Annotated in this window: 20 protein-coding genes and 2 tRNA genes; 6 read left to right on the plus strand and 16 right to left on the minus strand. The window is 49.8% G+C overall.

Annotated features, from left to right (window positions below):
* Positions 1–114: 114 nt before the first annotated feature.
* The 3 genes from AXG56_RS14440 to AXG56_RS14450 all read right to left on the minus strand — a co-directional run bounded on the left by AXG56_RS14440 (position 115) and on the right by AXG56_RS14450 (position 1959).
* Entirely contained in the window at positions 115–1413 is a 1299-nt protein-coding gene (locus AXG56_RS14440; protein ID WP_062515179.1) for a peptidoglycan DD-metalloendopeptidase family protein, read from the minus strand.
* A 317-nt stretch (positions 1414–1730) separates the two neighbouring features.
* Positions 1731–1803: transfer RNA gene (locus AXG56_RS14445), tRNA-Phe, on the minus strand.
* A gap of 79 nt (positions 1804–1882) precedes the next feature.
* Positions 1883–1959, minus strand: a tRNA-Asp gene (locus AXG56_RS14450).
* Between the two features lie 147 nt (positions 1960–2106).
* On the opposite strand from AXG56_RS14450, the gene AXG56_RS14455 reads away from it, so the two are divergent.
* Entirely contained in the window at positions 2107–2589 is a 483-nt protein-coding gene (locus AXG56_RS14455; protein ID WP_026577647.1) for a hypothetical protein, read from the plus strand.
* A gap of 30 nt (positions 2590–2619) precedes the next feature.
* Here the strand turns inward: AXG56_RS14455 and AXG56_RS14460 are convergent, their stop codons facing one another.
* Both AXG56_RS14460 and AXG56_RS14465 read right to left on the minus strand, forming a co-directional pair.
* Positions 2620–3162: a TIGR00730 family Rossman fold protein gene (locus AXG56_RS14460; RefSeq protein WP_062515180.1), complete on the minus strand. Its 543-nt coding sequence runs from the start codon at positions 3160–3162 to the stop codon at positions 2620–2622.
* Positions 3163–3236: 74 nt separating this feature from the next.
* Entirely contained in the window at positions 3237–4526 is a 1290-nt protein-coding gene (locus AXG56_RS14465; protein WP_026577646.1) for an adenylosuccinate synthase, read from the minus strand.
* A 240-nt stretch (positions 4527–4766) separates the two neighbouring features.
* On the opposite strand from AXG56_RS14465, the gene AXG56_RS14470 reads away from it, so the two are divergent.
* Positions 4767–5549, plus strand: coding sequence for a DeoR/GlpR family DNA-binding transcription regulator (locus tag AXG56_RS14470; RefSeq protein ID WP_062515181.1), 783 nt, complete (start codon positions 4767–4769; stop codon positions 5547–5549).
* Positions 5540–6394 carry a Cof-type HAD-IIB family hydrolase gene (locus tag AXG56_RS14475; protein WP_026577644.1) on the plus strand — a complete coding sequence of 285 codons (855 nt, stop codon included), beginning with the start codon at positions 5540–5542 and terminating at the stop codon, positions 6392–6394. The genes AXG56_RS14470 and AXG56_RS14475 overlap by 10 nt, the downstream gene beginning before the upstream one ends.
* A gap of 101 nt (positions 6395–6495) precedes the next feature.
* Here AXG56_RS14475 and dnaB read toward each other — a convergent pair whose 3' ends face one another.
* The 4 genes from dnaB to AXG56_RS14495 all read right to left on the minus strand — a co-directional run bounded on the left by dnaB (position 6496) and on the right by AXG56_RS14495 (position 11390).
* Positions 6496–7857 carry a replicative DNA helicase gene (dnaB, locus tag AXG56_RS14480; protein ID WP_008635912.1) on the minus strand — a complete coding sequence of 454 codons (1362 nt, stop codon included), beginning with the start codon at positions 7855–7857 and terminating at the stop codon, positions 6496–6498.
* Between the two features lie 139 nt (positions 7858–7996).
* Complete coding sequence (gene rplI, locus AXG56_RS14485; RefSeq protein ID WP_008635913.1) at positions 7997–8443, minus strand: 50S ribosomal protein L9; 447 nt, start codon at positions 8441–8443, stop codon at positions 7997–7999.
* Positions 8440–10413 (minus strand): DHH family phosphoesterase, encoded by a 1974-nt coding sequence (locus AXG56_RS14490; protein ID WP_008635914.1) that lies wholly within the window; start codon positions 10411–10413, stop codon positions 8440–8442. The genes rplI and AXG56_RS14490 overlap by 4 nt, the downstream gene beginning before the upstream one ends.
* Before the next feature lie 29 nt (positions 10414–10442).
* The gene (locus tag AXG56_RS14495; protein ID WP_026577643.1) at positions 10443–11390 is read right to left on the minus strand and encodes a YybS family protein; all 948 of its coding nucleotides are present in this window, start codon (positions 11388–11390) and stop codon (positions 10443–10445) included.
* Between the two features lie 155 nt (positions 11391–11545).
* On the opposite strand from AXG56_RS14495, the gene AXG56_RS14500 reads away from it, so the two are divergent.
* On the plus strand, positions 11546–12361 hold the full coding sequence (locus AXG56_RS14500; protein ID WP_062515182.1) for a histidinol-phosphatase HisJ family protein: 816 nt from the start codon (positions 11546–11548) through the stop codon (positions 12359–12361).
* Positions 12362–12614: 253 nt separating this feature from the next.
* Here AXG56_RS14500 and AXG56_RS14505 read toward each other — a convergent pair whose 3' ends face one another.
* The 3 genes from AXG56_RS14505 to AXG56_RS14515 all read right to left on the minus strand — a co-directional run bounded on the left by AXG56_RS14505 (position 12615) and on the right by AXG56_RS14515 (position 17050).
* Positions 12615–14132 carry an AbgT family transporter gene (locus AXG56_RS14505; protein WP_008636619.1) on the minus strand — a complete coding sequence of 506 codons (1518 nt, stop codon included), beginning with the start codon at positions 14130–14132 and terminating at the stop codon, positions 12615–12617.
* Positions 14133–14304: 172 nt separating this feature from the next.
* On the minus strand, positions 14305–15888 hold the full coding sequence (gene serA, locus AXG56_RS14510; protein ID WP_008636618.1) for a phosphoglycerate dehydrogenase: 1584 nt from the start codon (positions 15886–15888) through the stop codon (positions 14305–14307).
* The gene (locus AXG56_RS14515; protein WP_008636616.1) at positions 15866–17050 is read right to left on the minus strand and encodes an alanine--glyoxylate aminotransferase family protein; all 1185 of its coding nucleotides are present in this window, start codon (positions 17048–17050) and stop codon (positions 15866–15868) included. Before AXG56_RS14515 ends, serA begins: the two co-directional genes overlap by 23 nt.
* 250 nt (positions 17051–17300) lie before the next feature.
* Here AXG56_RS14515 and AXG56_RS14520 point away from each other — a divergent pair, with 250 nt between their 5' ends.
* Positions 17301–18965, plus strand: coding sequence for a peptide ABC transporter substrate-binding protein (locus AXG56_RS14520; protein WP_008636614.1), 1665 nt, complete (start codon positions 17301–17303; stop codon positions 18963–18965).
* A gap of 64 nt (positions 18966–19029) precedes the next feature.
* On the opposite strand, the gene hmpA is transcribed toward AXG56_RS14520, so the two are convergent.
* A complete protein-coding gene (gene hmpA, locus AXG56_RS14525) occupies positions 19030–20247 on the minus strand; it encodes an NO-inducible flavohemoprotein (RefSeq protein WP_062515183.1) in 1218 nt (405 codons plus the stop codon).
* 171 nt (positions 20248–20418) lie between these two features.
* Between hmpA and AXG56_RS14530 the strand changes: the two genes are divergently transcribed.
* Positions 20419–20859: an Rrf2 family transcriptional regulator gene (locus AXG56_RS14530; RefSeq protein ID WP_062515185.1), complete on the plus strand. Its 441-nt coding sequence runs from the start codon at positions 20419–20421 to the stop codon at positions 20857–20859.
* A gap of 175 nt (positions 20860–21034) precedes the next feature.
* Here AXG56_RS14530 and rpsR read toward each other — a convergent pair whose 3' ends face one another.
* From rpsR to rpsF, 3 genes are read right to left on the minus strand one after another with little or no spacing between them, the layout of a single operon-like run.
* Positions 21035–21262 (minus strand): 30S ribosomal protein S18, encoded by a 228-nt coding sequence (gene rpsR, locus AXG56_RS14535; RefSeq protein WP_008636608.1) that lies wholly within the window; start codon positions 21260–21262, stop codon positions 21035–21037.
* A gap of 20 nt (positions 21263–21282) precedes the next feature.
* Positions 21283–21768 carry a single-stranded DNA-binding protein gene (ssb, locus tag AXG56_RS14540; RefSeq protein WP_062515186.1) on the minus strand — a complete coding sequence of 162 codons (486 nt, stop codon included), beginning with the start codon at positions 21766–21768 and terminating at the stop codon, positions 21283–21285.
* Between the two features lie 12 nt (positions 21769–21780).
* A complete protein-coding gene (rpsF, locus tag AXG56_RS14545; RefSeq protein WP_008636603.1) occupies positions 21781–22074 on the minus strand; it encodes a 30S ribosomal protein S6 in 294 nt (97 codons plus the stop codon).
* Positions 22075–22092 lie beyond the last annotated feature (18 nt).

The raw sequence follows: 22092 nt of genomic DNA on the forward strand, positions 1-22092 counted from the left end.
GCCAAAAGAACAAATCTTCTCTCCATATTGCTCGTCTATCCAACCCGTCTGTTATCAAACGATTAAAACGATTAAAAAGCCAGAGATCCGCTATGAAAATCATAGCAAATCCATCTATTTGGATACATAGTCCAAAGGATTCTTTAATGCTCCGTCTTTATGAATTTCAAAATGGAGATGGACACCGGTGGAGTGGCCGGTCGTACCCATTTTCCCGATTTTGCCGCCCTGTTTCACGACATCGCCCCGTTTCACATCGATCGACTCGAGATGTGCATAGATCGTTTCATATCCGTTGCCATGGTCGATGACGACTTTGTTTCCGAAACTCTTCTTGAAGCCTGCTTCCACGACTTTCCCATTGTCCGCAGCTTTGATCGTCTTATCCTTCACACCGGCGATATCGATTCCTTTATGATAACGGCCCCATCTTTCTCCCTGCTTACTTGTGATTACACCACCGACAGCGGGCCAGATGAATGTACCGTCTCCTCTGGACGGAACAGCCTTCGTACCTTCGATGATCACTTTCTTCACAGGCTCTTTCGTCGTCTCTTCCTTTACGACCTCTTCTTCCTGCTTCTCTCCGTTTGTAAAGACGAACTTGGTGTGAATTTCTTTTTCACCAGGCTGTCCTTCCTGCTTCACTTCTTTTTCTCCTTTATAGAGATCGTCCGATCGTTTGACTTCGACCGGATAGTCCACTTCCTCTTCCTTCACCCGCATCTTCCGGACGATGACATCAAGGGAAGGGGCAGGGTTATCCGTAAGCAGTGTATCGACATCCGGATAAGCTGTCGTCCATTCTTCCTTTGTCAGATGGGAATCGAACGTGTCCCCTTCTTTTATACGATCGACCGCCTCATCCACCGTATCGACGAAACGGACCGGGACTGCCTGCTCGTCATAGGATACCTTCTCCCCAAGGCTTACATCCAGCACCTTCGTTTCCCCAGGCTTTGGATCCGCCGGTTCGCCTTCCTCCAACTGCTGGAGCACTTCCGGCTGAACGTATTCTTCCTTATATTTCTCTACGACTTGATCCGCTTCCGCTTCATCCGGAACGTGTGCCACCGGGCGGCCGTCAATGTTGACCTGCACCGTGTTCACCGTCACACGCACTTCTTCATCAAGCGCATCCAGCACCTGCTTCTCTTCCGGATCGGCAGAGAAAACCCGCTCCGCTTTGTAGGAAACGTCTTTATCCAACTTCGTATCCCATTCCTCCGGGACGTCCGCTTCTTCAAGTTTCTGATCCAAATACGACTCGACCTTCGATTTATCTGTGACCGTCCCGACAGGTTTATCATCCACATAAACGTGGTATACCGTGTCCAAAGAACGTTCTGCATAAACTGTACCTACACTAAGACTCGTGACCGCGACCGCCGTGACAGCAACTTTCTTCCACATCTACCAAGTCCTCCTGAGTATAATTAATAAATTTATAAGAATTTATAACAATCCTGTAAAATCCTCATTTAATCTATCACAGCAGAGGGCTTGATAAAACAACAATTCCGAATTGTAAAGAAGATATAATTTTCTTGGCAAAATTACGAAAGATACGGTTTAAATACATACAATTCGTGTATATTTACTCTATTTAAGTACAATATATTTAAAGTTTAAATGTGGTAACACTAGAATATTATCTATTAATCTTCAACTTTTTCCAAAGAATAAAATATCAAAAAACGCCTGCGTAGAATACGCAGACGTTCTGGTAGTGGCTCGGGACGGAATCGAACCGCCGACACACGGATTTTCAGTCCGTTGCTCTACCGACTGAGCTACCGAGCCATATATTAGAATTCAATTTGTAATCATCAGGTAACACATTATTCATGTGTTCGACATTACATAGATGTTATAATAAAAATGGCGGTCCGGACGGGACTCGAACCCGCGACCTCCTGCGTGACAGGCAGGCATTCTAACCAACTGAACTACCGGACCGAAAAACCACTTGTTTACTGCAACGATAACTATCTTACCACATACATAAAAGACAACGCAATAGTTAATTTAGTAGAGAGCAAGTTTCCATCATGATACCAGTCCCACTATCATACACATGTGAACAAGGGAGAAAGGAGGTCCTAGTTGAAGAGAATCTTTCGATATGTCGCTTTCGTCCTCATTCTATTATTGATTTCTTTCATCGGTTTCTTAAAGCTCAATCCCCCGTTGGCCCATGGTTCCATCGGTACGACAGAGGACAAACAGACCGTTATTGTCGCTGTCGGCAACCAGAATTGGATCGGTGACATCCAGATTACGAACGTCGCCACCAACAATAAGGAAACACCTTCGAATGTAAAAATGCAGATCAGTGATTCCGACAAAGGCTTTATACTTACAGATACGTACGCGCTCGTCGATGAATCCTACGACATGCAGGATTATGAAACCATCGTCCTCGGACCGGATACGTCGCCGCTTTCTTCCAAGAAAGTAGCAGCCGCAACCGACTCGAATCCATCGACGATTTACGGTCTGAGTATCAGTCAGGATACATCCATTGACCGGATCGAAGTGTCTTACCGATATTTCGGCCTTTCCTTCATAGAAACCATCCACATTTAACAACCGAGCTGCCAGCAGCTCGGTTTTCTTTTACATTTTTAATTCCAGTTCTTCCAACAGCTGCACGGGATCTTTCTCCTGCATCAGGAACCGGCGGTTATCCTCCGGGACGAAGCCCGCTTCGATGGCATGTTCCACGAGATTCATAAGCGGCGTGTAATACCCGTTGATATTAAAAAGGGCAAGCGGCTTCGTGTGAATGCCGATCTGAGCCCAGCTGATAACCTCGAATAACTCCTCCCACGTACCGAATCCTCCGGGCAATGCGATATAGCCATCCGCCAATTCACTCATTTTCGCCTTCCGTTCATGCATCGTGTCCACTTCGATCATCTCGGTCACATCCGGATGGGCAATTTCTTTCGTAAACAGCCGCGTCGGCATAACCCCCGTCACCCGACCGCCGTTTGCCAGCACCTCATCTGCCATCACGCCCATCAGACCGCTCTTCGCTCCTCCGTAAACAAGCTCGATTCCTTTCTTCCCGAGCGCTTCCCCAAGCTTCCGCACTTCCTCTTTATAAACCGGATCCGTTCCCAAACTGGACCCGGCAAATACACACACTCGTTTCAATCCCACACACCCCTTTTCTTTCTATCATAAACAAAAAACGCCTGACTGAAACAGCCAGGCGTTCGTCCAATCGGTTATTCGCTGTACACGCTGCGGACGACGTTCGTCTGAGAACGATCCGGACCGACAGAGAAGACAGACAACGGGATACCAGTCAGTTGAGACACACGCTCGATGTAGTGGCGCGCGTTAGCCGGAAGCTCACCAAGAGATTTCACTCCTGTGATGTCTTCCTCCCAACCAGGCATTTCTTCATATACAGGCTCACACTCAGCAAGGACCTTAAGGCTCGCCGGGAACTCCTCCATAATTTCACCTTTATACTTATAGGCCGTACAGATCTTAAGGTTCTTGATCCCCGTCAAAACATCGATGGAGTTCAAGGATAGATCAGTGATTCCGCTCACACGGCGTGCGTGGCGGACTACGACACTGTCGAACCAGCCGACACGGCGCGGACGTCCGGTCGTCGTACCGTATTCACGGCCGACTTCGCGGATTTGATCCCCGATTTCATCGTGAAGCTCTGTCGGGAACGGACCGTCACCGACACGAGTCGTGTACGCTTTCGACACACCTACGACATGCTTGATCTTGGACGGTCCGACACCGGAACCGATCGTCACACCACCGGCAATCGGGTTGGAAGACGTTACGAACGGGTATGTACCCTGATCGATATCAAGCATAACCCCTTGCGCACCTTCAAACAGCACACGGCGGCCTTCATCCAGGCTGTCGTTCAATACGACAGACGTATCGCATACGTAAGAAGCGATCTGCTGACCGTAATCATAATACTCTTCCATGATTTCATCGACCGTGAACGGCGTCGTTTCATATACTTTCTCGAAAAGACGGTTCTTCTCCGCCAGGTTCTGCTCGAGCTTCTCACGGAACGTTTCTTTATCAAGAAGGTCTGCGATACGGATACCGGTACGCGCCGCTTTATCCATATAAGCAGGGCCGATCCCTTTCTTCGTCGTTCCGATCTTGTTCACGCCTTTCTCTTCTTCCTGAAGCGCATCCAGCTTCAAGTGGTAAGGAAGGATGACGTGGGCACGGTTGCTGATCCGAAGATTGTCCGTACTGATGCCGCGGTCATGAAGGTACTTCAATTCCTCAAGGATCGCTTTTGGATCGATGACCATTCCGTTTCCAAGCACACAAATTTTATCATCAAAGAAGATTCCTGATGGGATCAAATGAAGTTTATACGTGACTCCGTCAAATTTAATCGTATGTCCTGCGTTGTTTCCACCCTGATAGCGAGCGACAACTTCCGCATTCTGTGAAAGAAAATCGGTTATCTTGCCTTTTCCTTCGTCCCCCCACTGGGTTCCGACAACTACTACTGAAGACATAAGGCACCTCCGCCAAATAATTGTTTGTTGTAATTCATATCCATCGTCAGTTTATCAATTTGCAAAAAGGAAGTCAACGCTATTTCCGAACATTAAAAGAAATTAGAACATCCAACGTTCGATTATGAATCATTTGAACGATAATTCCGACTACTTACCATGACTTATTTATCATTGATTTTAATTATACACACACTTATAATTACTTACAAAAGGATGTAAATGGAAGGAGGTTTCGTGATGTATCAAGAAGAACGACTGATTGCAGTGATCCAATACTTGAAGGAGAAGCGGAGGATATCCATCGAGCAGATGTGTGAGATGTTCGACATTTCCCGCGATACGGCCAGGCGCGATCTCGTTAAGCTGGAAGACAGGAAAGCGATTGTAAGGACACGTGGCGGAGCGATCCTGCCGACCTCCCACGCCGCCATCCAAGATTATACGAATCGTTTGAAAACGGTTTCTTATGAGAAGGAACGCATCGGCCGGGAAGCCGTCTCTCTCATGCAGCCGGGCGACAAACTGATACTCGATACGTCAACGACCGTCCAGGCGTGTGCCAATCAGATGACTCCGATGGAATTGACCGTCATCACCAATTCGATCCACCAGGCGAGCATTCTGTCCAATGTCGGTAATATTTCCATCCACCTGCTCGGCGGGCATCTGCAGAAAGAACACCAATTTCTGTACGGCGCCTCCGTTATTGAGCGTCTGCAAAGCTACCATGTCGATAAAGCATTTATCGGGGTCGTCGGCATATCCGATCAAGGCCTGACAATCGGCATTGAGGAAGACGGCATGGTAAAGAGGACCATGATGAAACAGGCGAAGGAAGTGATCGTGCTCGCCGACCATACGAAGTTCGGAATCACGGAATTCTTTTCGTTTGCAGGGCTTGAAGATGTCGATATTATCGTCACGGATAAACTCCCGAATGACCGCTTTCAGAAGATGTTGAAAGATAATGACGTGGAGCTGATCGTGACAGAAGAAGGGAAGCAGAATCCATGGACATGATCGCTATTGATTTAGACGGAACGTTGTTGAACAGCAGCAGTCAGATAAGTGAAGAAAATGTCCGCGCCATCAAAGAGGCGCAGGAAAAGGGTGTAGAAGTAGTGATCGCGACAGGGAGAGCGGAGTTCGATGTTCGGGAGCTGTTTAGAGAAACAGGGCTTCGGACATGGGTGATCGGTGCAAACGGTGCAACGATCCATGATCCGGAAGGCAGACTCTTTCATGCCACGCCGATGCTGACGGAGGATGTACGTGACGTTCTTCCTTGGTTGGAAGCGAACGGCTTCTATTATGAAGCGTGCAGCGATGAATGGATTTGGACACAACAGGAAGGACGAAGCCTGCTGCAAGTCGAAATCGACCGGATCAAAAGCGCAAATCCGGACGTGCACATCGGTGAACTCGAGCATGCCATAGAGAAACAATTCGGTCAGAACGGCTTCCGCTTCATCAAAGACCACCGGGACATTGTCGCTTCGGATGCTCCGGTCTACAACATCCTCGCCTTCTCTTTCGACGATGCCAAACGCAGCCTCGGGAAAGAACGCTACCGGGGAAAACCGACCATGACCCTTGTCAGTTCGGCCGATCATAACTTCGAACTGGAGCACAAGGATGCATCGAAAGGGCTCGCCTTACAAAAGCTTGCCTCCCATCTCGGCTTATCTATGGAAAAGACAGCGGCGGTCGGCGACAGTCCGAATGACTTATCGATGATGAAAATGGCCGGTCACTGTGCCGCTATGGGGAACGCGAAGGACCTCATTATAGAAACGGGAGATTTCACAACGAAGACCAATGAGGAGCACGGCGTCGCACACGCCATCGCCCACTGGTTATCCTGATGTTTCATCCACTTACCCAGCGTAACTCCCCGGGAGGCGTGATGGGTCGTGATGAAAATATAAGAAAGCAGACGCATCCATCAAGGAGGCGTCTGCTTTTTCTATGCCGGCGGAATGTCAGCATTGCTGTAGCGGTGGTCGAGGTCGACGAACTTGTTGTACTCCTTGACGAAGGCAAGTTCTACGTTACCGACCGGTCCGTTACGCTGTTTCGCGATAATGATTTCAATGATGTTCTGACTTTCCGACTCTTTGTCGTAATAGTCGTCACGGTAAAGGAAGCCGACGATATCGGCATCCTGCTCGATCGATCCGGATTCCCGAAGGTCGGACATCATCGGGCGCTTATCCTGTCTCGACTCCACCCCACGGGACAGCTGGGAAAGAGCGATCAGCGGCACGTTCAATTCACGGGCGAGCCCCTTCAGGGAACGGGAGATTTCCGATACCTCCTGCTGACGGTTCTCTTTCGAATTGACACTTCCCTGGATCAACTGCAGGTAGTCGATCAGAATCATACCAAGTCCGTGTTCCTGCTTCAGACGACGGCACTTCGAACGGATTTCACTGACACGCACACCCGGCGTATCATCAATGAAGATCCCTGCGTTCGACAGACTCCCCATCGCCATCGTCAGCTTGTTCCAGTCTTCTGTTTCCAGCGTACCGGTCCGGAGTCGCTGGGCATCAATGTTTCCTTCTGCACAGAGCATACGGGAAACGAGCTGATCGGCACCCATTTCCAAACTGAAGATCGCGACGTTCTCATCCGTATGGACCGCGACGTTCTGCGCGATGTTCAAAGCAAAGGCGGTCTTACCCATGGAAGGACGGGCGGCGATAATAATCAGATCGTTCCGCTGGAAGCCGGAAGTAATCTGATCGAGGTCCCTGTAGCCGGTCGGAATTCCGGTCGTATTCCCGTCGTTATGGTGGAGCTGTTCGATGTTGTCATAAACGTCGATCAAAACATCCTTAATGTTCTTGAAGGCGCTGGAATCCTTCCGCTGGGAAACTTCCAGGATATCCTTCTCCGCCGAATTCAGGACATCATCCAGGTTTTCTTCTTCGGAATATCCAGTCGTTACGATATTCGTCGCCGTCCGGATCAAGTTCCGAAGCGTTGCTTTCTCACCGACAATTTTCGTGTAGTAGGCGATGTTGGCAGCGGTCGGTACGGAATTCGCAATATCTGTCAGATAGGAAACTCCCCCTACCTCTTCCAACACTTTATTGTTCGTAAGCGCCGTCGTCACGGTGACGAGGTCGATCGGCTCTCCCCGATCGGACAGAAAGAGCATCGCTTCATATATACGCTGATGGCTGGCCCGGTAGAAATCTTCCGGGAGCAGAGACTCCGCTGCTGTCGACATCGCTTCAGGCTCTAAAAAAATCGCACCCAAAACCGCCTGCTCCGCTTCAATATTGTGGGGCGGGGTACGATCATTCCACATTTCACTCACTAATTTTTCCTCCTCTGACTCTAAAACGAAAACGTCCGCTGCCGTACTCTTCCAAGGTTGCTTACCGACGTCCGGGAAGATCAGGGAAAAGAGAAGCGCCCACGGCTACAGCCGGAGTGGGCGCTTGATGACAAACCGCTTACTTCTCCTCTACATGGACACGGATCGTGCCTGTCACTTCCGGATGAAGCTTCACAGGTACGTTCGTATATCCGAGCGTCCGGATCGGGTCATCCAGCTCGATTTTACGTTTGTCGATTTTGATATCATGGTCTTTCTTCAGCTGTTCCGCAATCTGCTTGCTTGTGATGGAACCGAACAAGCGGCCGCCGTCTCCGGATTTCGCTGTCAGCTTCACTTCCATACCGGAAAGCGTCTCTTTCAACTGCTTCGCTTCCTCCACTTCTTCCTGCGCACGCTGCTCTTGCTTCGCATCCTTCGCTTTCTGCGCCTGGAGGTTTCCTTTCGTCGCTTCAACGGCCAAGTTATTTTTAAGCAGATAGTTGCGGGCGTAACCGTCGTTTACATCCTTGATTTCGCCCTTCTTGCCTTTCCCCTTAACATCGGCTTTAAAAATTACTTTCATTCAAAGTCTCCCCCTTCAAAATACTCATCAATTATATCTTGCAACAATGCTTTCGCATCTTCAATCGTTGTGTCTTCCAATTGGGTCGCCGCATTCGTCAAATGCCCTCCGCCGTTCATCTTCTCCATGATGACCTGGACGTTGATGTCCCCAAGCGAACGGGCGCTGATGCCGATTCGTCCGTCTTTACGTTCGGAAATGACGAAGGATGCGACGATACCGCTCATCGTAAGCAGCGTATCGGCGGCCTGAGCGATGATGACCGGTCCATAGGATTCGCCTTTGTCCCCGGTCGAGATGGCAATTCCATCCCTGTACACGCTCGCCTGCTCGATCAGCTTGCTTCTCCGTATATAAATATCAAGGTCTTCTTTCATGAACTTCTGCACAAGGACGGTGTCCGCTCCTTTAGAACGAAGGTAGGACGCCGCGTCGAACGTGCGCGAGCCGGTTCTCAGCGTGAAGCTCTTCGTATCGACGATGATTCCTGACAGCAGCGCCGTCGATTCAAGCATCGACAGTTTCAGCTTCTTCGGCTGGTATTCCAGCAATTCCGTCACAAGTTCTGCAGTCGAAGATGCGTACGGTTCCATGTACACGAGCGTCGGATCGGAGATGAACTCTTCGGCCCGGCGGTGGTGATCGATGACGACGACATGTTCGGTCTTCGATAACAATTTCTCTTCGATGACCATCGACGGCTTGTGCGTATCGACAATGACAAGCAGCGTATCGTTCGTCACCATTTCAAGCGCATCCTGAGGTGACAGGAAGTAACGCCACAAGTCCTCATCCTTCTCGATCTCTTCAATCATCCGTTGGACACCTGTATCGATATCGTCGGGATCAAGAACAATCGCTGCTTCTTTATCATTCGCCTGAGCGATCTTCAGAATCCCGATCGATGCCCCGACCGAATCCATATCCGGAGACTTGTGCCCCATGATGAGCACCTTTTCACTCTCCTGGACGAGCTCCTTCATCGCATGGGAGATAACGCGGGCCCGGACACGGGTCCGTTTCTCCATCGGATTCGTTTTACCGCCGTAGAAGCGGACTTTCCCGGAGTCATCCTTGATCGCCACCTGATCTCCGCCGCGCCCCAGTGCAAGGTCGAGACTGGACTGAGCCAGTTCGCCAAGCTCCGGCAGGCTGACCGGTCCGACACCGATACCGAAGCTGAGCGTCAACGGGACGTTCTGATCGGTAATCAGCTCACGGACATCATCCAGAATTTCGAACTTCGCCTTTTCAAGCGTTGCCAGAATCTCCTGGTTCAAGACTGCCATGAAGCGCTCCTGAGACGTCCGTTTCAAATAAATGCCGTAATCGCCGGCCCATTTATTCAATATCGACGTCACCTGGGAGTTGATATGACTCTTCGCTGTATCGTCCATCCCTTGAGTGATCTCTTCATAGTTATCCAGGAAGATGACAGACAGCACCGTCTGTTCGTTCTCATAGCGATTATGGATTTCGGTCTGCCGCGTCCTGTCGAACAAGTAAAGCAGCCGTTCCTCACGCTTGATGACCGTCTGGAACTTATAGTTGCCGATCGTAAGCCACACTTCATCCTCATCTTCCTTGACGGCAGGGATGATTTGATCGGACAGCTTCTTAAGAGACTGACCGACGATCGAGTCCTCCTCTGTGAACCTGTTCATGTAGGGATTCGCCCATTCAATCGTGAAATTCTCACTGAAGAGGATGATCCCGATCGGCATCTCGAGTAACGCCTCTTCCCCTACCTTCTTGACCCGGTAGGAAAGCGTCGAAATATATTCCTCTGTTTCGCTGATCATATTCTGTTCCGTACGGACACTGTAAAAGATGGACGCAGCTAAAAACAGCGTCATCATCAGTCCCAATGTCCACTGGTAATACCAAATGAATCCAAGCAGCACAAGAGAGATCAAATAAATGATCCACAAGTGTCCGCTCATCGTTGGTTTTTTAAAGAAATTCGGCATTGCATTCAGCTCCCACCATCTGCTCCGAGCTATTTATCCTTCGTTTCTCCCAAGCGTTCCCGCAATGGAAATCCTAAATCAATTATACCTAAGATTCTTACAAGATACAGCATCAATTGTGGAAGAAGCAAGGTGAAAACGATGAGCACCACCGGAATTGCCTTGGACCATTTCTTCACACCGGCATAGAAAAATACGAAAGAAAAGCCTTGGATGACGATCAGCGTCCCTGTCAACGTGAAGATGTTGATGGCGGCTAAATAAAGCAGCCCGCCTCCGTCTCCGACAATCAGATTCAAAATCAATGCAATCAAGTAGTACCATAATACAGCAGACGGCAGCCGGAAGTTCTTGAAGGAGACGAAACGGTACGACTTCTTCTCCACCCGGTTGATCACCTTGTACGTAATCCACTGATTCAGGAACGCAAGGACGATTCCTGTCATAGCGAGAATACTAGGCATGATGTCAGGGAGAAACGCGATCTGCTCCCGCATGGCGGCAATCTGCTGCTCGACCTGCTCCTCGTCCATCACACCGGAGAGAAGGTTCTCTGCGGAAGTGACTCCTTCTTCCAGATTGTTGTTGAAGTCATCGATCCAGTTGACGTCGAACACAAACTGAGTAGCAAGGAACAATAGAACGATTCCGATGATGAAGCCGACCGAACCGATGGCCAGCGTCTCATAGGATCCGCGCTTCTTATGCATGGCACCACCAAGGAACAGGCCGCCGATGCCGGCAAGCAGCGTGACCGGCGATATCACTGTCGCAAACAGCAAGGAAAAGATCAAAGCCACCAGGAACACCAGGGCTCCGGGTTTCCACCCATGCCGATGCGCGTAATAAGCGAACGGTACGGGCAGGACAAATATCATGAAAGGACCAATAATCGGCATATACAAAGAAAGCAGCAGCAATATCAAGTAGATACCGGCCATCAAAGCCCCTTCCGTTAATCTTCGTGATTTATTCATTTCTTTTGAAGCACCTCTATTTCTACGGGCTTTTAGTAACCTCCCTATTTTAACATACAAAGGGTACCTGTTTCTCGTCTCATCCATCCGTTCCAGGACTTGGTCATATGAACACAGTCTGGTATGATAAATGAAATTAATAGAGGAGGACGATCATGCGTACCGACTATCATGTTCATATGGCAGAAACTGGCAACTTAGATATCGACTACCTCAGAACCTACATACAAAAAGCGAAAGAAGAAGGCATTGAAGAACTCGGCATATCCGAGCACGCTTATTTCTTCCAGGAAACGAGCGCCATCCTGTCTAACCCGTGGGTGGAGAATCGCAGAACCCTTGAATTCGATACGTACCAGAAGATGTTCAATGCGGCAGAGGAAGCCGGGCTTCCTATTAAAATGGGAATAGAAATGGACTATATGCCGGGAAAAGAAAAAGAGATGAAAGACTTCATCGACGCCCATCCCTTCGACTATGTGATCGGATCCGTTCACTGGATCGATGATTGGGGAATCGATCTCGCCATTTTCCGGGACGAGTACGAAAAGCGTGATTTGAAAGAAGTGTACCGTCAGTATTTCGACCGGGTCGTCACTCTGGCAGAATCCGGCCTGTTCGATTTCGTCGGCCATATCGATGTCATCAAAGTATTCGGCTATCGACCGGATGATGAGGCGTTTCTGAAAGAACAGTATGAACGCGCAGCCAAAGCGCTGGCGTCGACCAACACATGCATCGAGATCAGCACGGCCGGTCTCCGGAAGCCGGTCGGCATCATGTATCCGGACCCTGTGCTGCTGCAGATTTGTAAGGATCACGGCGTCGGGATCGTCCTTTGTTCGGACGCTCATAAACCGGACCATATCGGGTACCGATACGGGGAAGCAATCGACCTCGCGAAGTCGGTCGGCTACGATAGTGTACACGTTTTCTCCAATAGAAAAGCGACGGTACACCCGATCGACTGACCCAGTTTCACGTGAAACACGCACACAAAAAAACCGAACGCATCCAGCTCAAAAAGCCGGGAGACGTTCGGTTTTTTTCATATTCCACCCTCACCAGCTGATGATTGGAGGGCAGGGCGGAGACTCCTGCGGGAAAAGCGAGACAGGAGAGACCCCGGAAGAGCGGAGCTCTGAGGAGGCTCGCCGGCCGCCCGCGGAAAGCGCAGCCCTGCACGGAAACCATCAGCGGCGGCACAAGCAGTCCCGATAAAAATTAATACTGAACAGGAGCCCCCGGACCTACAGGGATTCCGAGCAGCACCCAGATGAGCAGGAGCACGAGCCATCCGAGCAGGAAAGCGACGGAATAGGGGATCATCATCGAAATCAATGTCCCGATACCGATTTTCTTGTCATAACGCTGTGCAAAGGCAATGACGACAGGGAAATAAAGCAGGAGCGGTGTCACCATGTTCGTCACCGAGTCCCCGATTCGGTACAACAGCGTCGTGAATTCAGGAGAATACCCGAGATTCATCATGATCGGAACGAAAACAGGCGCCAGAATCGTCCATTTCGCGGAAGAACTGCCGATGAAGAAGTTCACGACCATGGTCAGACCGATGAATGTCAAAATGAGCGCAATTCCATCAAACCCGGTGGAATCAAGGAAATCAGCTCCCCGAAAGGCGATGACCGTCCCAAGATTCGTCTCCTGGAAGTAAGCGATGAACTGACCCGCTGTAAATGCAAGCGCGATATATCCTCCCATACTCGCCATCGTCTTGCCCAGCAGCCTCGTTAGATCCTTATCATTCTTGATCTCCTTAACGACGATTCCATAGATTAATCCCGGTACAAGAAAAAGAAGGAAAATGACAAAGACGAGGGCCTGGAAGAAGGGCGATTCAATATAAGCCCCGTCCCCGCGCAGCGGTCCGAGCGACAAATAGACCATCAAAGCGAAGGTTAGAAGAAAACCGAGACCGGCAAGCCGCATCCCTTTTCTCTCTGTATCTGTCAACTCTTCCATCTCTGCATCGGCCTCTCCCTTGTACTTCCCAAGGCGCGGCTCGATGATTTTTTCCGTGACGAAGGTACCGATGATCGTCACGAGAAGGACGGAGACGGCAGCGAAGAAATAGTTCATCGTCACGGTAATCGTATCGGCATAAGCAGGATCGATGGTACGGGCAGCATCTGCCGTCAACTCCTGCAGGATCGCATCCGTCGAAGTCAGAGCAAGGTTTGCGCCGAATCCCCCCGATACCCCGGCGAACGCAGCAGCAAGACCGGCGAGCGGATGACGTCCCAGTCCGAGGAACAGAACCGCTCCAAGCGGCGGAAGAACGACATAGCCGGCATTGACCGCTAAACTGGACATCACACCTGCGAACACAAGCGCGGCCGTCAACAGCTTATTAGGGAAGGAGAACACGATCCCCTTCAGCGACGTATGGATCAGTCCCGTCTGTTCAGCAAGGCCGATCCCAAGCATCGTAACAAGCACGGCTCCGAGCGGCGGAAAACCGATGAAGTTTTCGACGGCACTATTGAAGATATACTCCAGTCCACTCAGACTGAGCAGATTCTTCACTTCCACGACTTCTCCACTCGTCGGGTTGGTAACGGCGACGCCGGAGAAAATGCCTGATAGAACAATAACCAACAAAGCTAATATGGCAAATAATAAGAGCGGGGACGGCAGCTTATTCCCAAGCCACTCAATCCCGTCCAAGATCCGGAACAAGCCTCTCCTGAACTTGGAAATGGATTCTCTTGATTCTTCCAACCTTTATCCCTCCAATGTGTATCGTTTTAGTCGGATTTAAACGTACCAAGGACCCTCCCTTTTGTCAAAGCACATGCTCCTTCTTCAGCCGCACGATCTTCCCACTTCTCCAACAAATAAAGAAAAAGCAGGCAAACGCCTGCTTTTTCTTAAAGATATCTATAATAATGGCTTAGAGAGTAAGGCTCTGGACCTTCTGGATATCAGAGAGCTCTGCCAGCTTGACGACGGATTCTTCCGTCACTTCTTTGTCGACCGTCAGCACCATGACAGCTTCTCCACCTTCATTCGTCCGTCCCACCTGCATCGTGGCGATGTTGACTTGATGCTGGGCAAGAAGGCTACCGACACGGCCGATCGCACCTGGTTGGTCTTTGTGGTGGATGACGATGAGATGCCCTTCCGGAACGACGTCGATCGGATAGTGATCGAACTGGACGATGCGTGGTCCCAATCCGTTCAGAAGCGTTCCACGGATGCTGCGCTTCTCTTTATCTGTTTCGATTTCCACCGTGATCAAGTTTGTGAAGCCTTTTGTAGATGTCGACTTCTGCTCGTTGATCGTAATTCCTTTATCTGATGCCGTCTTAAAGGCGTTGACGTCGTTGACACGGCTGCCGATATGACGCTTCAGAATACCCTTCACAGCGATACGAGTAAGCGGCATCGTATCGACATCCAGCAGTTCTCCACTGTACGTGACATTCACACTTTCAAGCGTGCCGTCGACGATCTTGGAAAGGAAATCCCCAAGACGCTCGGATAATAGGAAGTAAGGAGACAGCTTCTCCATCATTTCTGAAGAAACGGATGGAATGTTGACAGGGTTTTTCACCGTACCTCCGCGCAGAGATTCGATGATGTCATAGCTGACGTCTGTCGCTACATTCTCCTGCGCCTCGATCGTGCTCGCACCCAGGTGCGGAGTCGCGATGACTTCATCAAGGGTAAGCAGCGGATGCTCCGTCGCCGGCTCTTCCTCGAAAACGTCGAGAGCTGCTCCAGCGATCTTGCCGGATTTAATAGCTTCATAGAGGGCATTCTCTTCCACAATACCGCCGCGGGCACAGTTCAAGATGCGCGCGCCGTCTTTCATCTTCTTGATCGCCTCTTCATTGATCAAGTGTTTCGTCTTCTCAATAAGGGGCGTATGGACGGTAAGGAAGTCCGCCTGCGCGATCACTTCGTCGACCGTTCCGCACGTTACGCCTGCCTTCGCCGCCTTTTCCTCGTTCAAGAACGGGTCGAAGGCAACGACTTTCATCCGGTGGCCTTTGGCGCGGGAAGCAACTTCCCGACCGATTCTTCCGAAGCCGACGATACCGAGCACTTTATCCTTCAGCTCGACACCGACGTATTTCTTCCGGTCCCAGCGCTGCTGCTTCAAGCTGTGATACGCCTGCGGGATGTTCCTGGCAAGCGACATGAGCATCGCCATCGTATGTTCCGCCGTAGAGATCGTATTTCCATCCGGCGCATTGACGACGACCACACCGTTCTCCGTCGCTGCCTCGATATCGATGTTATCGACGCCTACACCGGCACGGCCGATGATTTTCAGGTGAGGGGCATGTTCGATGACTTCCCTTGTCACCTGTGTCTGGCTGCGGACGATCATGGCGTCGGCAGAACCGACCGCCTCCAGCAGCTCTTCCTTGGAGAGAGAAGGAGTATTGATCGTTTCTACATCTTCTGCATCCAATAATGGTCTGATTCCGTCTTCACTAAGTGGGTCACTGATTAATACGCGGTACATGATGATCCTCCCTTGTGTGCTTCAAGTATGCTTCCTGTGCTGCTGCGACGCCTGCACCGGGTTCGAATTCATGTCCGAGACGCTTCAGGACGATTTCGATGATGCCGATATACTGCAGGACATTTGCCGGGCGACAGTAACCCATATGGCCGATGCGGAAAATCTCGCCCTTCATATGCTTCTGTCCTCCTGCCATGATCAAGCCGAATTCTTCGTTGGCAAGCTTCCTCAACTGCTCTGCCTCGAAGGTATCCGGGCGGATCGATGTCACGGTAGTGGAAGCTTCCGCCTCGCTTACAAGCAGCGGAAGACCGAGAGCGAGACAGGCGTTCCGAGTCATATCTTTCATTAACGTATGACGTGCATACACGTTTTCCAAACCTTCTTCTTCCAACAGGTTCAACACCTGTTCTAATCCGTACAGCAGCGACAAGGCCGGAGTGAATGGTGTCTGTCCTGCGTCGAGCTGTTTTTTATAAGATCTCAAGTCCAGGTAAAAGCGCGGGCGTGGATTTTCGTGAATCACTTTCCAGGCTGCTTCTCCGACAGCGGCGAACGCAAGTCCGGGCGGGAGCATCAACGCTTTCTGGGAACCGGATACTACGATATCGATTCCATAACGATCCATATCGAGACCGGCGCCACCGACAGAGGAGACTCCGTCAACGATGACAAGGGCAGAGCTTACGGATTTAACGCGTTCGGCGACTTTTTCGACCGGATGCATGACCCCTGTCGACGTTTCACTGTGCGTCAGGAAGACGGCTTTCGCTTTCGGGTAGGATTGAAGGGCCGCTTCCACCTGATCCGGTGTCACCGCTTCTCCCCAAGGAACATCAAGCTGATGGACGATCAATTCATACGTGCGGCAAATCTGGGCAAAACGATCTCCGAAGGCACCGGCGACAACGACGATGACCTCTTCCCCGGGCTTCGTCGTATTGACGACAGCGGCCTCAAGTGCTGACGTTCCGCTTCCTGTCATGACCAAAACATCTCCGGAAGTGCCAAAGACCGGCTTCAACCTCGGAGCAATTTCCTTCATCAATTCCTTACATTTTTCACCACGGTGACCAATCATCGGCTGGCTCATGCTTCTCTCCACACTTGGTGGTGTCGGAGTCGGTCCCGGAGTGTGCAGCAAATCCCATTCACGCTTCATTTTCCACTTGTACCTCCTCATTTTCTCTTACCCTTTTCCTATTAAATGTCTTTAACACGTTAGAAAAAGAAATGATATTCTCTAATCCTATCAAATGGTAGGATGTTGTCAATCAAATTAGAAAATTCAGTTATAATGTCTACATTTCTTGTGCATATTTTCCTGATATCCCTTTGATTTTTCTGAAAATTATCGTTATAATTCAAAAAGTAATTATTTTCTAAAAACTTTGAAAACGGGGGAGTTCTTTTTGAGAAAACAGTGGTGGGTTTTATTTTCACTCTTATTCGTCCTTGTACTCGCAGCGTGTAGTGGAGGCAGCGAGACATCATCAGAATCAGACGGGGACAGTACATCCGATGAAGGATCTGCTTCCGGAGAACAAGAGATTACAGTAACAGCAAAAAGTGAAATCCCAAGCATGGACCCGTCCTTGATCACCGATTCCGTCGGTTTCCAATGGGCCGGTGAAACCTATGAAGGGTTGTACCGCTTGGATGAAAATAGCCAGCTCGTCGATGGGATGGCAGAAGACTCTGAAGTAAGTGAAGACGGACTTACTTGGACATTTAAACTGCGTGATGCCGAGTGGTCGAACGGCGATCCTGTAACGGCAAATGACTTCGTCTACGCCTGGCAGCGGGCGGTCGATCCGGATACAGCATCCGAATACGGCCCTTATTTCCTAGGCGGCATCATTGATAACGCCCAGGAAATCAGCAACGGAGAGATGGAGCCGGAAGAACTCGGCGCGACAGCGGTTGATGATAAGACATTGGAAGTCAAATTGGAAAAGCCTGTTCCATACTTTGAATCGATGACCGTGTTCATCACCTTCATGCCTTTGAACCAAAAGTATGTAGAAGAACAGGGAGACAAGTTTGCAACCGAGGCCGAGTACACAATTTCGAACGGTCCTTTCGAAATGACGGACTGGAGCCACGGCGAAGGCTGGACGATTGAGAAGAGCGATTCCTATTGGGATGCCGATACCGTCCAGTTGGACAAGATCCACGCAAAAGTAGTGAAAGAAGTTTCCACAGGCGTCAACTTATATGAATCCGGCGAAATCGATCAAACCGAATTGAATGCCGAATTCGTCGATCAATACAGCTCGGACGAAGCGTTCCAGGTCGTCGAGAAACCATACTTATATTTCTTCAAGTTCAACCAGGATAACAACGAAGCATTGGCCAACGCCGATGTCCGTAAAGCGATCTCCATGGCTATCGACCGCCAGGGACTCGTCGACGTCATCTTGAATGACGGATCCGTGCCGGCCAAAGGATATGTACCATCGAACTTCGTATCGATGCCGGACAGTGAAGAAGACTTCCGGGAAGCGCAGGGCGACCTCGTAGAGACAAACGTCGAGAAAGCGAAGGAACATTGGCAGAAGGGCTTGGAAGCACTCGGCACCGACACAGTGGAAATCGAGCTGCTTGGAGATGACACAGGTACATCGAAAGATACCCTTGCCTATTACAAAGGCCAATTGGAAGAGAATTTGGAAGGCCTGACGATTAAAGTGATGGAAGTGCCGTTCAAAGAGCGTGTCCGCCGTGACAACGAAGCAGAATTCGAAATGGAGGCAGCGACGTGGGGACCGGACTATGTCGATCCAAACACGTACTTGAACATGTATCTGACAGACGGACAGAACAACAACATGGGTTATTCCAGTGAAGAGTATGACAGCCTCATCGAACAAGCGAACAATGAATTCGCCCAGGATCCGGATAAGCGTTTCGAAGCATTCATGGAAGCGGAACGCCTCCTTCTGGAAGAAGATGCAGCCGTAGCTCCGATCTACCAGGATGCGAAGGCACAGCTCTTCCGTCCATCGATCAAAGGAGTCTACTCCACAGCAACAGGTCCTGAATTTGAATTTAAGTGGGCCTATGTAGAAGAATAAACAAAAAAAGCGGCCGGGAATTTAATCCCCGGCCGCTTTTTTCTTTGGCAAAATAGGAGATCGCTCAGACCTCCAGCACCCCTTTGGTTCCGAAAAATTCATAGTGAATCTGCTCCTGCTTCACACCAATCGCAGCAAGCGCTTCATGCACCGCTGTCATGAAGCCTTCCGGGCCGCAGATATACACAGTGGCACCGGATGGCACCTTCTCCTGTAAAAACGCTCTATCTACGTATCCTGATTGATCGAACGTTCCCTCTTCTGCTCGAGGTTCGGAATAGACGATATGCGTAGATGCAGCGGGAAGAGCCGTCATGTCGTCACGGAAGGCGTGGACGGCGCCGTTCTTCGCTCCGTGGATGACATGTACCTCCCGATTCTTTTGACGTTGAACCGCGTCCTTCCACATGCTCATAAGCGGTGTAACACCGACGCCTCCACTGATCAGCACAAGCGGACGTTCCACTTCTTCATCCAGTGTGAAATCACCTGCAGGCGCACTGACCGGCAGCGTATCGCCTGCTTCGACCTTGTCGTGGAGCCAGCAGGAAACAATTCCGGCAGGATTTCCGTTTATGCCACGATCTCGCTTCACACTGATGCGGAAATAATCGTTTCCGGGTGCATCGGATAAGCTGTATTGTCTCAAATGACTGACGGGCTGGTCGGGGATGTCCGCTTTGATCGTCACGTACTGACCAGCCCTGAACTGTGGAAGGGCGCCACCGTCGACGGGTTGGAGGTAGAAGGAAGTGATCGTGTCACTTTCCTTCACCTTTTCCGCTATCCGGAACGTGCGATATCCGCTCCAGCCTCCACGCTGATTCTCCGCCTGCTCATAGAGGTCGGATTCGATATCGATGAAGACACTCGCAATGACTCCGTAAGCACGCTCCCAGGCTCCTAGAACCTCCTCTGTCGCACCGTCACCGAGCACCTCTTGGATTGCGCCAAGCAGGTGCTCGCCGACAATAGGATAATGCTCCGGTTTCACATGCAGGCTGCGGTGCTTTTCCGCGACCTGCTTGACCATCGGCAGAATCGTTTCCAACTCATCGATGTGTGCTGCCGCCATGTACACAGCATTCGCCAGGGCCTTCGGCTGCTCGCCGACCTTTTGGTGCGTCTGATTGAAGACGTTTCTCAGTTCCGGATGCTCTTGAAAGAGGTTCCGGTAGAAAACGCCTGCAATCGTACCGCCATGCTCCGCCAGGACAGGAACCGTCGCTTTAATCGTCCGTACTGTCTTTTCATCTAGTGGTTTTTCAGCCTTTGTCACCATAATAAAGCCTCCAAAAGATATATTTTTAATACATCTTTATTATAAAACGAAGAAAATTTAAAGCAATATTTAAAATACATCTTTTATGACAATTGTGAGAACGTCTCATTCCTAAGACTTTATAAACGGAGTATGGTATCATGAAAAAAACAGAAAATGAGGGTTACGACGATGCGACTAAAGAAGTACACGGACTATGCCTTAAGGGTATTGATTTTCACAGCATCGAAAAGGAACGGAGAGCTCGCACGAAAGAAAGAGATCTCCGAAGTCTTCCACATCTCAGAAAACCATTTGGCTAAAATCATACATGAGCTCAATAAGATGCAGCTGATTGAAACACTCCGGGGCCGCTCCGGCGGCATCCGGCTGGCCCGGGAACCGAAAGACATCAACGTCGGCGATGTCGTCCGCGCGATGGAAGACGACTTTCATCTACTGGAATGCTTCGACTGCGCCACCAATTATTGTGTCATCACTCCCGCCTGCAAATTGAAGCACGCCCTCCACGAAGCATTACGCGCATTCCTTGCCGTACTGGAAGAGTACACACTTGAAGACCTGCTGACAAACAAAGAAGAACTCCGTGACTATATGGGGTTGAACGGATAATCAGCAGGCGGACGACCTGACGATTCCATAAAAAAACCACGACAATGGCTGTCGTGGTTTTTTTATGAGCTTTCGAGAAATAGAATTGGGGAAGAAACCCCTTTCCCTGGAAACGAAAAAGAAACCCCGGAATCTAAGAAAGATTCCGGGGTTTCCACCGACGCTACCCATCCACTTATTCAGTAGTGTATGGAAGTAGAGCCATTTGACGAGAGCGTTTGATCGCTTTTGTCAATTTACGTTGGTATTTAGCAGAAGTTCCAGTTACTCGACGAGGAAGAATTTTTCCACGATCAGAGATGAAACGTTTCAGCAAATCAACATCTTTATAGTCGATGTGTGTAATTCCGTTAGCTGTGAAGAAACACACCTTTTTACGTTTACCGCGTCCACGACGTGCCATGTGCATTCACTCCTTTCTCATTAGAATGGTAGATCGTCATCTGATATATCGATAGGTTCCCCATTATCTGCGAATGGGTCATCGTTTCGTTGGTTGTTGTTAGAACCGAAGTTGTTTCCTGATGGTTGTTGATTCTGATTTGGTTGGAATCCTGAACCTCCACGGTTTCCTCCGCCTTGGGAAGCACCTTTGGATTCTAGGAACTGTACGCTGTCTGCAACAACTTCTGTAACGAATACACGCTTACCTTCTTGGTTGTCGAAGCTTCTTGTCTGTATGCGTCCATCAACACCTATAAGGCTTCCTTTACTCATAAAGTTAGCCAGGTTTTCTGCTGGACGTCTCCAAACGACACAGTTGATGAAATCGGCGTCGCGATCTCCCTGGTTGTTGGAAAAAGGACGGTTTACAGCGACAGTGAAGTTGGCGACAGCTACTCCGTTCGGCGTATAGCGTAAATCAGGATCCTTCGTCAATCTGCCGGCTAATACGACACGATTTAACATCAGAACCACTCCTTATTTGTCATCTTCGCGTACAGCGATGTGGCGGATAATATCATCCGTGAACTTCGCTTGACGGTCGAATTCGTTGATTGCTTCGCTTGTACCAGCGAAATCAATCGTTACATAGATACCATCACGGTGGTCGTTAATTTCATAGGCAAGACGACGCTTACCGATTTCTTTAACTTGTTCGATCTCCGCACCGTTATCAGTTAGGATTGCGCTGAAACGATCTTTGACAGCCGTTTTAGCTTCCTCCTCGATGTCTGGGCGGATGATATACATGATTTCGTATTTTCTGTTCATCCGTTTTCACCTCCTTAT

Source organism: Halobacillus sp. KGW1, assembly GCF_001592845.1.
In the GTDB taxonomy this organism is placed as follows: domain Bacteria; phylum Bacillota; class Bacilli; order Bacillales; family Halobacillaceae; genus Halobacillus.

Bases quoted from the DNA above. Each gene is read 5' to 3' on its own strand.
- AXG56_RS14440 (WP_062515179.1), bottom strand. From the start codon at position 1,413: ATGTGGAAGAAAGTTGCTGTCACGGCGGTCGCGGTCACGAGTCTTAGT.
- AXG56_RS14465 (WP_026577646.1), bottom strand. From the start codon at position 4,526: ATGTCTTCAGTAGTAGTTGTCGGAACCCAGTGGGGGGACGAAGGAAAA.
- AXG56_RS14470 (WP_062515181.1), top strand. From the start codon at position 4,767: ATGTATCAAGAAGAACGACTGATTGCAGTGATCCAATACTTGAAGGAG.
- AXG56_RS14475 (WP_026577644.1), top strand. From the start codon at position 5,540: ATGGACATGATCGCTATTGATTTAGACGGAACGTTGTTGAACAGCAGC.
- rplI (WP_008635913.1), bottom strand. From the start codon at position 8,443: ATGAAAGTAATTTTTAAAGCCGATGTTAAGGGGAAAGGCAAGAAGGGC.
- AXG56_RS14490 (WP_008635914.1), bottom strand. From the start codon at position 10,413: ATGCCGAATTTCTTTAAAAAACCAACGATGAGCGGACACTTGTGGATC.
- AXG56_RS14495 (WP_026577643.1), bottom strand. From the start codon at position 11,390: ATGAATAAATCACGAAGATTAACGGAAGGGGCTTTGATGGCCGGTATC.
- AXG56_RS14500 (WP_062515182.1), top strand. From the start codon at position 11,546: ATGCGTACCGACTATCATGTTCATATGGCAGAAACTGGCAACTTAGAT.
- serA (WP_008636618.1), bottom strand. From the start codon at position 15,888: ATGTACCGCGTATTAATCAGTGACCCACTTAGTGAAGACGGAATCAGA.
- AXG56_RS14515 (WP_008636616.1), bottom strand. From the start codon at position 17,050: ATGAAGCGTGAATGGGATTTGCTGCACACTCCGGGACCGACTCCGACA.
- hmpA (WP_062515183.1), bottom strand. From the start codon at position 20,247: ATGGTGACAAAGGCTGAAAAACCACTAGATGAAAAGACAGTACGGACG.
- AXG56_RS14530 (WP_062515185.1), top strand. From the start codon at position 20,419: ATGCGACTAAAGAAGTACACGGACTATGCCTTAAGGGTATTGATTTTC.
- rpsR (WP_008636608.1), bottom strand. From the start codon at position 21,262: ATGGCACGTCGTGGACGCGGTAAACGTAAAAAGGTGTGTTTCTTCACA.
- ssb (WP_062515186.1), bottom strand. From the start codon at position 21,768: ATGTTAAATCGTGTCGTATTAGCCGGCAGATTGACGAAGGATCCTGAT.
- rpsF (WP_008636603.1), bottom strand. From the start codon at position 22,074: ATGAACAGAAAATACGAAATCATGTATATCATCCGCCCAGACATCGAG.